Here is a 12967-nt window from a genome sequence, read left to right on the forward strand (position 1 = left end):
GCAGCCTCCTTTCTCTTTGCGGTTCCCCGGTCGGGCCAATCGCGGCCGGCCCCCGTCAATTCGGGCTTCCCAGCTTCCGTTTTACAAACTCGATCGTCTTCCGGTTATGGTAGCCGATATGCTCGTGCCCCATGAACGGATATGCGTGAATTTCCTTCTCGCACGTCAGCCGGTTGTAAGCGGCGTACACCGTTTCCGGCATGCAGACGGTGTCCTTCAGCCCGACCGAGACGATGACCGGAATGCGGATTCGCTCGGCCAGGTTCATGATATCGAAGTAGCTGAGCGTGTCCAGCACGGCGTCCAGCCGGTCCGGAAACTCGTTCACGAACGCGGCGAGCTCGGTCAGCGAGCCGGTCGAGTTCAGCACGCCGAAGTCCATATGGCACATGTTCGGGACGTTCGCGACCGCCAACGCCGGCTTGTCGCTCAGCGCCGCCGCAAGCAGCGCCAAACCGCCTCCCTGGCTCGATCCTTCGACGACGATCCGGGAGCCGTCGACCTCGTCCTGCCGGCTCGCCCACTCGACCGCCTTGACCGCATCGATCGCGACGGCGCGGTAATAGCAGTTGTACTTGTCCATGATGCCTTGGCTGATCCAGCCTTTGGCCATCCCGTGCGGGCTGGCCAGCCGGTTGCCCGTATCCCCCCGCTGCCCGCGCACGTCGAGCGCGAGCACCGCATAGCCCATGAGCACCCACTGCGCATACCGCTCGGGGTACCCTCTTCCCCCGGTATAGCCGTGGAACGTCACGATGCACGGCACCTTCCGCCCGCGCTCCAGCGCCGGCACCAGAAACCAGCCCGCGATCGGCGTATCGTCGAATCCTTCGTACCGGACGTCGTACACGTCCATTCCCGGAAACAGCGGCTCCGTCAACGTCTTCGTATCGTTCAGCGGCTTGGAGGCGAACTGGCGAAGCGTTTCGTTCCAAAACGTATCCAAATCGCTTCGTGCGGTCAATTCCGGCCGGTACGATTCCAGTACGGCCAGCCGATTTTGTATGGCGTTCAAATTCCGATCCTCTCCCGTCCCATGATCGTTTCCTTCGTCTCGCTTGCCCTTTCCATCATATCGCGGATGGACGGGACGAGCAACGGCGTCTCCCACAAAATAGAAAGCGACCGTCTTGGCCGCGTATGCGGTTCCGCCGATCCAGCAATACTAACACGGAAAATAACGGAAGGGCGGTACCGCATGAAGCCAATCCTGCGCATCTACTTCGGCGACCTCTCGCGGATCGGCCGCAATTGGGCCGCCGCCGTCATCGTGATCGGCCTCGCCTGCCTGCCGTCGCTGTACGCCTGGTTCAACATCGAAGCGTCCTGGGACCCGTACGGGCGGACCGGCGGCCTGAAGGTCGCCGTCGCGAACAACGACCGCGGCTCGGCCATTCGCGGCACCCCGGTGCGGATCGGGAACGACATCGTCGAGGCGCTCCGTTCGAACCCGGCCATCGGCTGGACGTTCGTCGACGAGCCGGAGGCGATCCGCGGCGTGGAGCACGGGGATTATTACGCCGCTATCGTCATCCCGGACAACTTCTCCGACCGGATCGCCACCGTCCTGTCGGACAACCCGCAGAAGGCGGAGCTGCTCTATTACGTCAACGAAAAAATAAACGCCATCTCGCCGAAAATTACCGGCAAAGGCGCAAGCGGCATCATCGAGGAGGTGAGCCGCAACTTCATCAAGACGGCGAACGGCACGATTTTCCGCATCTTGAACGAAATCGGCGTCGAGCTGGAGCAGCAGCTGCCGACGATCGAGACGGTGCGCGACGCGGTGTTCCGGCTGGAAGCGATGCTGCCGGACATCGAGCGGGCCGTCGCGATCGCCGAGGAGGACGTCCGGCGGGCGGAGGAAATCGTCGCCGGCGTCCAGTCGAGGCTGCCGGTCGTCGCCCGGCTGGCGAAGGACGGCGCGGAGCTCGCCGACCGGCTGGCGGCGGTGCTGGACCGGGGATCGGACGCGTTCGCCGCGGCCGGGCCGGACGTCAAGCACAGTCTGCTGCTGCTGGCGACGACGGCGGACGCGGCCGCCCAAATCGCGGAGGCGCTGCGGGACAACAAGACCGACCCCGCGCTGGCCGCGGCCGGGCTCGAGCAGCTGTCCCGGCGGCTCGCCTCCGCCTCGCGCGCGGCGGGCACGCTGCTGTCGCTGTTCGACCGGCTGAACGCGTTCGCCGGCGGCGACCGGCTCGCTCCCGTCGCGGCCAAGCTCGGGCAGGCGCAGGCGAGCTTCGACCGGCAGCGGCAGCTGGCCGATTCGATCCGCGCGGCGATCGCCCAAGGCGCCAAGCCGGCCGACGAGCTCGTCGCGGAGCTCGCGAGCCGGTCCCGGGAGGCGGCGGACGCGCTCGGCGGCCTGTACGCGCGATACGATTCGGACGTTCAGCCCGCCGTCCTGCAAGGGCTCGACAAGGCGCGGCTGGCGGCCCAATCGGCGCTCGGCGTCCTGCAGGACGCGAACCGCAGCATGCCCGACGTAGAGCGCATCGTCGGCGACGCGGCGGCCGGACTCGCCATCGGCGGGAAGGCGCTGCAGGACATCCGCGAGCGGCTCCCGGCCGCGGCCGCCAAGATTCGCGCCTTGGCGGACCGCATCCGCGCGATGGAGAAGCAAGGCAGCTTGAGCGAGCTGATCGGCCTGCTGCGCAAGGACGCCTCGAAGGAAAGCGAATTTTTCGCCGAGCCCGTCGTGCTGCGGGAAAACCGGCTGTTCCCGATCCCGAACTACGGATCGGCGATGTCGCCGTTTTTCAGCACGCTGTCCGTCTGGGTCGGCGCGCTGCTGCTCGTCTCGCTCCTGTCGGTCGAGGTGCACGACCCCGACGCGTCATGGCACAGCTATCAAGTGTATTTCGGCCGCTACTTGACGTTCTGGACGGTGTCCATGGTCCAGACCGCGCTCGTCACGATCGGGGACATGGCGCTGCTCCATACGTACGTGGCGGAACCGGTCTGGTTCGTCCTGTTCGGGCTCGTCATCGGCACCGTCTTCATGATGATCGTCTACACGCTCGTCTCCGTCTTCGGCAACGTCGGCAAGGCGATGGCGATCGTGCTGCTCGTGCTCCAGCTGGCCGGCTCGGGCGGGACGTTCCCGATTCAGGTGACGCCGGCGTTTTTTCAGGCGATCTATCCGTACTTGCCGTTCACGTACGCGATCGGGCTCATGCGCGAAGCGGTCGGGGGCATCCTCTGGGACATCGTCGTCCGCGACTTGTGCATGCTGGGCGTGTTCGCCGCGCTCGCGCTCATCGTCGGCATCACGCTCAAGGAATGGATCAACAAGTCCGGCGAGCGGCTCGTCCGCAAGGCGAAGGAAAGCGGTCTTCTTCACTAAGCCCGGACCGCCCGACGGTTTCGGCGAAGCGGCGGCGCACCCGGAAGGAATTCGCCGTCGGCGCGGAGAACTTACAGGCAGGAGGTGTGGCGTCCCATGATCGAGAAATATGCGCTCCTGCAGGAGCCGGGCAAAACGATGTTCGTGTTCGCCGCGAACGGCAAATTTTACGGCCACATCATCAAAGACCGGACCGACAAAGCGCCGGCCAAGTTTTTGTTCGAAACGCCCCGCTACGCGTCCGTCGAAGCGCTGAAGGCGGAATACCCGCCGGCGGAATCGCCGTAGCCCGACGACCGGCGTCGCCGGACGGAAAACGCCCCATTACCGCAGCCGTAGCGGAATGGGGCGTTTCTCGTGTCGTCGGAGCCGTTGCCCCGGCCCTATCAAACCCGATCGTGATCCGCTCTCCAACGGGTTATCGAGCGTTTGATCGCATCCGGCTTCATTCCCGTTTCGGCCGCTTTCGTACAGAGAGCCGGGAATTCGTCGTCATCCGCGAATCGGAGCGCGATGATTTGCCGCAGAGTCAATCGGGGGTCCAATCGGTTGCCGGTCAGCACATAATGCCGGAAGCTCTCCTCCTGTCGAATGATTCGATCCTGCAGTTTGGTCGCGAATTGCCGCAGCAGCGCCACGATGAGCGCCACGCAGAGCGAAAGACCGAGCAGCAGGACGGACGCAAAGCCGAACGCATCCCTAATGGCATGGACGACGGAAGCCAGGATTACGATAAGAGCGATCGGAGCCAATACGAAATGATAGAGTGGCGCAAACTTCCTGTAGTTGTCGTAGCTTTGCTGTTCTCGGCGCATAGCTTCTCCCCCTTGGAACCGGTTTCCATTACCTTTATGGCAGTAACGCTTCCTTCTATTCCCGGTCGTGCCGCAGCCGAGGTTGCCGATCGTGAACCCTCTACGTCCACTTCGCCGCCCACAGCTTCATCCCTTTGATGATCGGATGCAGATCTTGCCCTTTCGGCGTCAGCGTATACTCTACCGTTACCGGCACGGTCGGATAGACGCGCCGTTCGAGCACGCCCTTCTCCTCCAGATGGCGCAGCGTGTTCGTCAGCGCCGTCGGGCTGACGTTGTGGATGCTGCGCTGCAGCTCGCCGAACCGCTTCGTGCCGCAGAACAGCTCGCGCAGGACGAGAAACGCCCACTTGCCGCCGATGACGTCGAGCGTCTTCTCGATCGAGCATTCGATGCAGCCGGGGTCCTTCGGCATATAAGGATCGGCCGCGCGCTCCCGCTCCTTCGTTTCCTCGAGCCGTGCCGTCCGTTCCGTCGCTTTCATCCGGTCGCCCCCTTTTTTGAAGTTACTTAACTGAAGTGTAGCAGCTATAACGAACGTAATTATATCAACGAAATTTCACTACTTTCAATAGTGTACCAACTTTTTTTATAATGGTACAGGGGAAAGCCGTTCCGGTTCCGGCCGGACCGATCCGTTCCGTTCCGGCGGTGCGGCGCGAAGCTTCTCCGCGTATTTCGTTCGCCCGTACCGGGCGAAATGGCCGTACATACTACCCAATAAGGAGTGGACGCTGTTATGAAATACCGCAAACTGGCCAATACCGGCCTGAAAGTAAGCGAAATCAGCCTGGGCAGCTGGCTGACCTACGGAGGCTACGTCGAGAAGGACAACGCCGTCCAGTCGATCCGCCGCGCCTACGACCTCGGCATCAACTTTTTCGATACGGCAAACGTCTACGAGCGCGGCGCGGCCGAAATCGTCGTCGGCGAGACGTTGAAGGAATATGCGCGCGACTCTTACGTGCTCGCGACGAAAGTATTTTGGCCGATGGGCGACGGCCCGAACGACCGCGGCTTGTCGCGCAAGCACGTGTTCGAGCAGCTGCACGCGAGCTTGAAGCGGCTCGGCACCGATTATGTCGACATCTACTACTGCCACCGCTTCGATCCGGAGACGCCGATCGAGGAAACGCTGCGCACGATCGACGATTTCGTCCGTCAGGGCAAAGTGCTGTACGTCGGCGTCAGCGAATGGACCGCCGCCCAAATGTCGCAGGCGCTCGGCGTCGCCGACCGGTATTTGCTCGACCGCATCGTCGTCAACCAGCCGGTCTATAACATGTTCAACCGGTACATCGAGAAGGAAGTCATCCCGTTCGGCACGCAGCACGGCATCGGCCAAGTCGTCTTCTCCCCGCTCGCCCAAGGGCTGCTGACCGGCAAGTACAAGTCCGCGAGCGATATTCCGGCGGACAGCCGCGCCGGCAAGCTGGAAGGGATGCGCAAATCGGTCACCGAGGAGAAAATCGCCAAGGTGAACGCGCTCGCCGAAATCGCGGCCGAGCTGAATCTATCGGTCGGCCAGCTGGCGATCGCCTGGATTTTGCGCCAGCCGAACGTCGCCAGCGCCCTCGTCGGGGCGAGCCGTCCGGCGCAAGTGGACGAGAACGCGGCGGCATCCGGCGTGGAGCTGTCGGCGGACGTGCTGGAGCGGATCGAATCGATTTTGCAGTAACGGGCGGCAAGCGCGACCGAAGGGAGAGGACAGCGGCATGGGCGTCGACGAGTCCGTCGGCACCCTAACGAAACCCCCGCGGCGAGCGATAAGCCCGGGGGTTTCGTCGTGCCGCCGGTTCGAGGCCGGCGCGTCGTTTTGCTATAATGGGGGAAAACCCGACGGATCGAGGATGACACGCATGGCATTCGGCATCACCCGAGCGGAGCTGACCCGCTGGAAGGAAGCGGTCGCCCGCGGCGAAATCGCCTTCCTGACCCATTACTGGCACGACCCGCGCTTTCCGGGCATCCGGACGGTGACGAAGGTCGGCTGCGCCGATCTGGACCGGCTGTCCGGCTGGTGCCGCTCGCACGGGCTCGATCCGCGCTACATTCATAACCGGCCGCCGTTCCCGCACTTCGATCTGCTAGGCCCGAAGCAGGCCGACATCCTGCGCCGGGAAGGACTGCTCGAGCATGTGGAGCGGTTCCGGCTGGTGTAGCGCCTCCCTAGCCGCCGACCGGGACGACAACGCCCCCGCCGTCGTGCGATCGGATCAACGCTTCGGCAACGTACAGCGGATAGATGGCGTCCTCGAGCACGCAAGCCGGCTCCTTCCCTCGTTTAAGCACATCGACCAAATGGGCGACGGCGTTTTGCATGTTGTTCGACTTCGCGAGCATTCCTTCGTCCTCCCGTTCGAGCCGGAGAGCGCGCAGCTGCTTCAGCTGCGGATGCTCTTCGATCCCGAAATAACGGATGACGTCGCCGCTGCGCCCGATTTCGATTTTGCCTTTGTCGAAGTACAAATCGATTTCGAACAGATAGTAGTCCTCCCTGTCGTCGAACGCCTCGGCAAAACCGTCGATCCGCCCTCCCCCCGCCTTGAAAAGAAACCGGAACGTCCAATCCTCCTGTTGGTCCATCGATGTAGCGACTTGCCCGACGACCCGCACCTCGTCGATCGTACCCGCGAAATAGCGGACCAGGTCGAACAAGTGCGCCCCCGAATTGTAGATGCCGCGGGTATAGCGCAAATGGATCTTCTTCAACGTGCCGTAAGCCCGTCCGGCTATCGCTTCCCTCACGTCCGCCGTCCCCTTGTTCCACCTCCGGGAAAGATTCGGGATGAGAACCCGGTCCGGATGCGCGGCCATCAGTGCGCCAATGTGCCGCGCCTCCTCCAGCGATCGGGCAACCGGCTTTTCGCAAAAAACGACGCGGGCCTCGGACCGCTCGAGGACGGTTTGGATGAGGCCGTACCGGACGTGCGAAGGCGTGCAGATGCTTACGACGTCGGGAGCATGACGTCCGAGCATATCTTCCGGGCTTACATAAAAGGCCGCCTCCGGAGCCAGCTTCGCAAGCCGCTCCCCTTGCTCCGCGCGAGTGCCCACGGCCGCCGCGAATTCGATCTCCGGATCGAGATGATAAGCCAACGCATGGGTATGAAGCCGTCCTTCCGACGAACCGATGTCGTGCATAAGACCGATTTTCCCCAAGCCGATGACGGCTGCTTGAACCATTTTCGTCCCCCCGTACCGATTGTTCGTATGCGAAGCGTCGTCGATCGTTCACCCGAATGGCGCCCGTCTCATTTGTCCGTCCCGAGCGTAATGCCGCGGATAAAGCTGCGTTGGAACGAGAGGAAGAACAGAATGAGCGGTACGGCCGCTACCGTTCCTCCGGCCATCGCCAAGCCGTAATTGACGGACGTCTCGTGGCGGATCAGCGTGGACACGCCGAGAGGAAGCGTCTTCATCTCTTCGGATTGCAGCACGATCAGCTGCCACAAGTAATCGTTCCATACGTACAGGAACGAGAAAATCGCCAGCGCCCCGAGAGCGGGCGCGATCAGCGGAAGGACGATCTGCACGAAAATGCGGATTTCCTTCGCGCCGTCCACCTTGGCCGCCTGAAACAATTCATCCGGAATATAGCGGATAAACTGGCGGATCAAAAAAACGCCGAACGGGTATCCGATCGCGGGCAAAATCAGCCCTGCGTACGTGTCCAGCAAATTCATGTCGGAGATCAAGATGTATAGCGGCACGAGAATGACTTGATGGGGCATCATCATCGTCGCGATGATCAGGAAGAACAGGACGTCCCGGCCCGGAAACGTCTTCTTCGCGAAAGCGTAGCCCGCCATCGAGCAAAACAGAAGGATGAACGCGACGGCGATCAAACCGGAAAACACGCTGTTCCCGATCCATCTGACGGTAGGAAGCTCCTCGAACAGCTTCTCGTAGTGGGTCCACTGCAGCGTCTTCGGCACCCAATCGGGAGGCATGGACCATATGGACAGCATCGGCTTGACCGATCCCGTTATCATCCAGTACAAAGGAAAAGCGAACACGACGGATGCGGCGATCAGAAGGAGATAACGCAAGACGATATTGACTTTCATCGATTCCCTCCGTTTTTCACTTGACTTTCAACAGCCGCAGCTGAACGAGCGCGATCGCCATAATGATGACGAAGAGCACGACGCCTTGCGCGGAAGCAAGGCCGAATTCGTAAGAAGTGAACGCGGTCCGATAGATGGTGTAGACGAGCGTTTCCGTTCCGTAGTAGGGGCCGCCGCCCGTCAGCAAGTAGATGACCGCAAAAATTTGAAACGTGGCGATCGTCGTCGTAACCGTCACGAAAAGCGTCGTATGGGCGACAAGCGGCAGCGTGATGGAGAGCAGCTTGCGCAGCGGACCCGCTCCGTCGATCTCCGCCGCTTCGTAATAATCTTTGGGAATCCCGTCCACCGAAGCCAAATACAAAATGACCGGCTGGCCGATCGACCACGTCGCGACAACGACGGAGACGGCGAGAATGGCCGACGTCGGCGTTCCCAATAGTTCCGTCGGCGCATACCCGAGCAAGCTTCGGAAATAGTTCAAAATGCCGAAGTTCGTATTGTAAATCCAGGACCATATCATCGTGAGAACGACCGGCGTGCTGATGACGGGCAAATAAAACATGGTCCTGAAAAACGATTTCGAAGAGTTCCTCATATCCCGCATCAGCGCCGCGAGCGCAAACGAAACGGCCACGACGACGGGGACGATGATGAGGACGAAGTAAAACGTATTTTTCAACGAGTTCCAAAAGATCGGATCGGCGAATAAGGCCGAGTAGTTGTCGAAGCCGACGAAGGATTGTCCCGCTATATCGGCTTTGTAAAAGCTCAGCTTGATCGTATCCAATAGCGGATACACGAAGAAGATCAGAACGAACGCCAGATTGGGAAAGATGAACAAATATCCCGACAACGCGTCTTTCCATTTCCGCTGGCGTCCTCTGCCGATCGATGGCGGAGAACGTGTTGCATCGTTCGCTTGTTTCGGCAGCATGCCGGCTTGCACCTCATCCCTTAGTCTTATCGAAAAACGCCGTTTGGCGGACGAGCCGGGCGGCGGCTCTCCCGATCCTGCGCCCGGCTCGTTGCCCGCAAACGGTTGCGGCACGCCTCAGTTTCCCGTCCGGATGGCGAACAGGTCGGCGTCCTTCAGGACGAACCGGAATCGCACCGGCTCTCCCTTCAGCTCCTCCAAGCCGTGTCCTCCGTTCCACTTGACCGCTTCAGAAATCGAGTCCCCGTACATGTCGTCCATATCGTCAATCGTAAACCCGTCGATCGGATCGCCGGATGCGTCCTGGACCTCCACCTTCACCGAACCGACGGCGGAAGTGGAATAATTGAGGAACAGCCGGTTGCCCGCAAAGACGACCGGACGCGTCACGAACTCGCCGCCGTCGTAGCCCGCATTCACGGATGCGAAGCCGTGCTTGCGGACGGTCAGCCGGCGCAGCCGGCTATCGCTGCAGCGATAATGCTCGCTGATATAAAGCGAGAATTCGTCGGGAGCCGTTTCCACGATGCCGCGGGCGACCATCTGGTTCCGGTCGATCCAGTTGTTCGGGTCCGTCCCCGGCCGTACCCAAGCTTCCATAAACGGCCTGTCCCAGTGCAGACCGTCCCGGCTGCTCATCATGACGGCGTCGGATACGCCCGGATACAGGCTTTTCCGGTTCTTCTTGCGCTCCGGCACGATTCGCATCGGAAACGACAGGTACATGTGCTCGGCACCCGGACATTGTACGGTGGCGTTGGTGTAAAATTGCTCGAGCGGGACACCCTCCGCATACCGATTCGGCCGATGCTCTCCCCAGTGGACGAAATCGGTGGAAGAAGCGACTTGGACGGCTCTTGTCTTATCTTCAAAATATCGCGAGTAGCAGCGATATTCCTTGGCATTCGTATCCCAAAACGCAACGTTCAAGCTATCGAAGGCCCCGTTATGAAGGATCGGTTCATCCCACTTGTGCCAGTGGATGCCGTCGGAGGAATAATAGCCGTTCAGAAACCCTTGGTTCAAATAAATGGATTGCGCCTTCGGACCGACGCCGGCGACGGCTTTGAAGCGCAATTGCGGCGGAGCGTCCGGACTTTCGTCCAGAAACGGCGAAAAATTGTGGGCATCCGTTCCGACCAAAATAATGTTGTTGTCCTTGGAGCCTTCATGCTCGTACAGGCCGAGCGAAGGCCGTTCGAAGCGGATGCCGTCCTCGCTTTCCGCGTAGCAGGTCACCTGCGTATCGTCGTCCGTATCCCGGAGACAGGCTCCCCTATAATAAAGACGGATTCTGTCCGGTTCGGGGATGACGGAGAAGAAACAACCCGCGCCGTCTTCCCACGGCCGGTCGAGCACGAGTACCGTTTCCCGCTTGACGGGAGGATTCAGCTTGAGCTTGGCGCCCTTCATTTCCTCGATGAGCCAATCGTCGACAAACATCTCTACTCGGGTTCCGATCTCCACTGTATGCTTCATGATCGCGTCCTCCCTATCCATGCTTTCCGTATTGGATGTTCCGAAGAAGAGGGGGGCGTTCGATTCCGAACGCACCCCCGCCTGCCGTTCCTTTAAGGCTGCAGCATCGGACTTGTCGTATAAAGTTCGAATTCGGCCAGTTGCGGCCAACCGGAGCTGACCTGCGATATGCGCACGCGAACGTATTGGGCCGTCGTCGGTGAGAAGGTCAGGTACTGCACCGCGTTCGTATCCGCTGCATTCAGACTGGCTGCTGAAGTCCAAGTCGTGCCGTCGGTGGACACCTCCACGACGGCCGATTCCTGATAGCCCGGCTTCAGCATCAGACCGACCTTGTCGAAGGTGTAGGGCTGATCGAACGACAGCTGCCAAGTTCCCGTGCAGCCGGTGCAATCGGCCGTAGCACTGTAATTGTACTCGGCCTTGCCGTCTATAGGTCCTGCCGGATTCAATCCGGGGTAAGTGCCGGACGGGTCCACGTAATTCATATTGCCGCCAATCGTCGCCCGGCCGGTTCGCATCATCTGCCAAAGATCCATCTTCAACGACCGCGACCGATAGAAGGTAGTCGGAGCGACTCGAATCGCCAGGTCGTTCAAGGTAGCGGCGCCGTTGCCCTGGGAGTCCGTAATGTTGACGCGCACGTGCTTCACGTCCCGCTCCGTTCCAAAGGACGTCCAGTCATAGTCGTCGGTCTGCTGCATCGTATACGTTCGGACGGTTTGCCAATCGCCGCTTCCGTATACGGAAACGTCCACCGTGGCCGATTCCTTGTATCCCGGCTTTAACACGACGCCGATATCGGTAATCGGGTACGCTTTGTCCAAATCCAATTGCCAGTACTTGGCCGGAGGCGCTCCCGTCGCGCTCGCTGCCGTATACCAATAGGACGTATTGCCGTCCAGCGGGCCCCACGGCTGCATCATCGGCTTGCTGGAAGCCCTGTGCGTCATATCCGTCTGATAGGCGGCCTGCCCGTTCAGGAACATCTTCCACAAGTCAAGCCGATACGGATCGGGTCGCGTATACGTCCCTCCCAAAATACCCTCGGCCCGATTGTAATAGACGGTGAAGACGCGTCCGTCGTCCAATTCGACGCTGACGGGATAGGACATATCGTCGAACGCGCGCGAATTGCGGTACAGCAGCTTGCTCTGCGTGTAGGACCAGCCTTTCGAATCCACATACATTCGGCCTACGACCGGTCTTCCGCCCACCCCTTGGAAGCCCATAGCGCCGTAGGTGAGGAAATGAGTTCCGTTCTTCAATTTGAGAAAATGAGGGGCGTGGCCTCTGAGCGACGGCTCGTCAACCGGGGCGCTCCACGTGTTGCCGTAATCGTACGAATGGCTTACCCTCATGATGTGCAAGTCGGGATTTGCGTCGGTCGTGCCGGGAATGAATTTGGGACGCGAAGTGCGCGACACCATCATTACATGGCCGTTGCCCAGATCGGCCAACGCGGGCTCGGGATAGCCGATGGCGTTCGTATCGAAGTCGTAGCCTTCGTACTCATAGCCGCCCCACATGGCCACGCGCTCGTCTTCTTTGAGCCACGTATACCCGCCGTCCCGGCTGCGAAGAACGTGGGCGCCGAAATGGCCCATAGTACCGTCATGGTTTCGCAAGCCGTAAATGGGCATCAGAATATCGCCGTTGTCCAGTTCCACCATCTCGCTGCTTACCGCGGCATATCCCCTGGGATGATCGTAGAACAACGTGGGCGGAACGATCGGCGGCCCCCAAGTCAAGCCGTTGTCGGTCGAGCGGCGAATATACACTTTGCGCCGGTTTTGGGTCCGGCCGGGCACATAGTCGAAATAGGACAGCAACACATCGCCGTTGCGAAGCACCGTCAAGTTCGGCTCTCTGTCATCGATGGAATCGTCCACGATGATCGTTTCCTCCGACCAGGTCAATCCGTTGTCGGTGCTTCGCCTGGCCGCTATGTCGCCGTGAGCGGAGTGGCTGATCGACAAGTTGTAGGCCACATACAGGTCGCCGTTGGCCAGCTTGGCGACGGACGAAAACCATGGGCATGGGACGGTCTCATTCTCGATACGATTCTTATCGAAATCCCACTTCAAGCATGCACTGTTCTCCGGCGATACGATCTTGACGTCCGGAACGGCCGGATCGTCCACCTGGAGAGGCGCGGCGCCGGCGGGGTCCGTTGCGGCGACGCCCGACAACAGGAGTGCGACGAGACCCAACGATACCGCTTTGACAAACCTTTTCATCGACAATTCCTCCTTCGAAAATGATCGTTTCATTTTCTGCGGACACCGTGTTGTCATTGAATAGGCTTGCATCACCT

12 protein-coding genes are annotated in these 12967 nt (G+C 60.5%); 4 read left to right on the forward strand and 8 right to left on the reverse strand.

Annotated elements, in window-relative coordinates; all coding sequences use genetic code 11:
• Nucleotides 1-55 precede the first annotated feature (55 nt).
• The gene (locus DLM86_RS15260; RefSeq protein WP_110840894.1) at nucleotides 56-1015 is read right to left on the reverse strand and encodes an acetylxylan esterase; all 960 of its coding nucleotides are present in this window, start codon (nucleotides 1013-1015) and stop codon (nucleotides 56-58) included.
• A gap of 183 nt (nucleotides 1016-1198) precedes the next feature.
• Between DLM86_RS15260 and DLM86_RS15265 the strand changes: the two genes are divergently transcribed.
• Together DLM86_RS15265 and DLM86_RS15270 are read left to right on the forward strand one after the other, a co-directional pair.
• Nucleotides 1199-3349 carry a YhgE/Pip domain-containing protein gene (locus DLM86_RS15265; protein ID WP_110840895.1) on the forward strand — a complete coding sequence of 717 codons (2151 nt, stop codon included), beginning with the start codon at nucleotides 1199-1201 and terminating at the stop codon, nucleotides 3347-3349.
• Nucleotides 3350-3445: 96 nt separating this feature from the next.
• Nucleotides 3446-3637 (forward strand): hypothetical protein, encoded by a 192-nt coding sequence (locus DLM86_RS15270; protein ID WP_110840896.1) that lies wholly within the window; start codon nucleotides 3446-3448, stop codon nucleotides 3635-3637.
• A gap of 98 nt (nucleotides 3638-3735) precedes the next feature.
• Here the strand turns inward: DLM86_RS15270 and DLM86_RS15275 are convergent, their stop codons facing one another.
• Nucleotides 3736-4164, reverse strand: coding sequence for a DUF6526 family protein (locus DLM86_RS15275; RefSeq protein WP_110840897.1), 429 nt, complete (start codon nucleotides 4162-4164; stop codon nucleotides 3736-3738).
• 100 nt (nucleotides 4165-4264) lie between these two features.
• Nucleotides 4265-4579 carry a winged helix-turn-helix transcriptional regulator gene (locus DLM86_RS15280; RefSeq protein ID WP_245954637.1) on the reverse strand — a complete coding sequence of 105 codons (315 nt, stop codon included), beginning with the start codon at nucleotides 4577-4579 and terminating at the stop codon, nucleotides 4265-4267.
• Nucleotides 4580-4903: 324 nt separating this feature from the next.
• On the opposite strand from DLM86_RS15280, the gene DLM86_RS15285 reads away from it, so the two are divergent.
• Together DLM86_RS15285 and DLM86_RS15290 are read left to right on the forward strand one after the other, a co-directional pair.
• Nucleotides 4904-5842: an aldo/keto reductase family protein gene (locus tag DLM86_RS15285; protein ID WP_110840899.1), complete on the forward strand. Its 939-nt coding sequence runs from the start codon at nucleotides 4904-4906 to the stop codon at nucleotides 5840-5842.
• A gap of 181 nt (nucleotides 5843-6023) precedes the next feature.
• The gene (locus tag DLM86_RS15290; RefSeq protein WP_110840900.1) at nucleotides 6024-6326 is read left to right on the forward strand and encodes a hypothetical protein; all 303 of its coding nucleotides are present in this window, start codon (nucleotides 6024-6026) and stop codon (nucleotides 6324-6326) included.
• Nucleotides 6327-6333: 7 nt separating this feature from the next.
• Here the strand turns inward: DLM86_RS15290 and DLM86_RS15295 are convergent, their stop codons facing one another.
• The 5 genes from DLM86_RS15295 to DLM86_RS15315 all read right to left on the reverse strand — a co-directional run bounded on the left by DLM86_RS15295 (nucleotide 6334) and on the right by DLM86_RS15315 (nucleotide 12890).
• A complete protein-coding gene (locus DLM86_RS15295; RefSeq protein ID WP_110840901.1) occupies nucleotides 6334-7350 on the reverse strand; it encodes a Gfo/Idh/MocA family protein in 1017 nt (338 codons plus the stop codon).
• A gap of 68 nt (nucleotides 7351-7418) precedes the next feature.
• Nucleotides 7419-8234 carry a carbohydrate ABC transporter permease gene (locus DLM86_RS15300; RefSeq protein ID WP_110840902.1) on the reverse strand — a complete coding sequence of 272 codons (816 nt, stop codon included), beginning with the start codon at nucleotides 8232-8234 and terminating at the stop codon, nucleotides 7419-7421.
• 16 nt (nucleotides 8235-8250) lie between these two features.
• A complete protein-coding gene (locus DLM86_RS15305; protein ID WP_110840903.1) occupies nucleotides 8251-9171 on the reverse strand; it encodes a carbohydrate ABC transporter permease in 921 nt (306 codons plus the stop codon).
• 117 nt (nucleotides 9172-9288) lie between these two features.
• On the reverse strand, nucleotides 9289-10650 hold the full coding sequence (locus DLM86_RS15310) for a glycoside hydrolase family protein (RefSeq protein ID WP_146250217.1): 1362 nt from the start codon (nucleotides 10648-10650) through the stop codon (nucleotides 9289-9291).
• Nucleotides 10651-10742: 92 nt separating this feature from the next.
• Entirely contained in the window at nucleotides 10743-12890 is a 2148-nt protein-coding gene (locus tag DLM86_RS15315; protein WP_158289485.1) for a discoidin domain-containing protein, read from the reverse strand.
• Between the last annotated feature and the right edge of the window lie 77 nt (nucleotides 12891-12967).

Origin of the sequence: Paenibacillus flagellatus, from assembly GCF_003217775.1 — a bacterium.
Taxonomy (GTDB): domain Bacteria; phylum Bacillota; class Bacilli; order Paenibacillales; family NBRC-103111; genus Paenibacillus_AB; species Paenibacillus_AB flagellatus.

What these genes read in the sequence shown, in the direction of transcription:
- DLM86_RS15265 (WP_110840895.1), top strand. Translation starts at nt 1,199, where the DNA reads ATGAAGCCAATCCTGCGCATCTACTTCGGCGACCTCTCGCGGATCGGC.
- DLM86_RS15270 (WP_110840896.1), top strand. Translation starts at nt 3,446, where the DNA reads ATGATCGAGAAATATGCGCTCCTGCAGGAGCCGGGCAAAACGATGTTC.
- DLM86_RS15275 (WP_110840897.1), bottom strand. Translation starts at nt 4,164, where the DNA reads ATGCGCCGAGAACAGCAAAGCTACGACAACTACAGGAAGTTTGCGCCA.
- DLM86_RS15280 (WP_245954637.1), bottom strand. Translation starts at nt 4,579, where the DNA reads ATGCCGAAGGACCCCGGCTGCATCGAATGCTCGATCGAGAAGACGCTC.
- DLM86_RS15285 (WP_110840899.1), top strand. Translation starts at nt 4,904, where the DNA reads ATGAAATACCGCAAACTGGCCAATACCGGCCTGAAAGTAAGCGAAATC.
- DLM86_RS15290 (WP_110840900.1), top strand. Translation starts at nt 6,024, where the DNA reads ATGGCATTCGGCATCACCCGAGCGGAGCTGACCCGCTGGAAGGAAGCG.
- DLM86_RS15295 (WP_110840901.1), bottom strand. Translation starts at nt 7,350, where the DNA reads ATGGTTCAAGCAGCCGTCATCGGCTTGGGGAAAATCGGTCTTATGCAC.
- DLM86_RS15300 (WP_110840902.1), bottom strand. Translation starts at nt 8,234, where the DNA reads ATGAAAGTCAATATCGTCTTGCGTTATCTCCTTCTGATCGCCGCATCC.
- DLM86_RS15305 (WP_110840903.1), bottom strand. Translation starts at nt 9,171, where the DNA reads ATGCTGCCGAAACAAGCGAACGATGCAACACGTTCTCCGCCATCGATC.
- DLM86_RS15310 (WP_146250217.1), bottom strand. Translation starts at nt 10,650, where the DNA reads ATGAAGCATACAGTGGAGATCGGAACCCGAGTAGAGATGTTTGTCGAC.
- DLM86_RS15315 (WP_158289485.1), bottom strand. Translation starts at nt 12,890, where the DNA reads ATGAAAAGGTTTGTCAAAGCGGTATCGTTGGGTCTCGTCGCACTCCTG.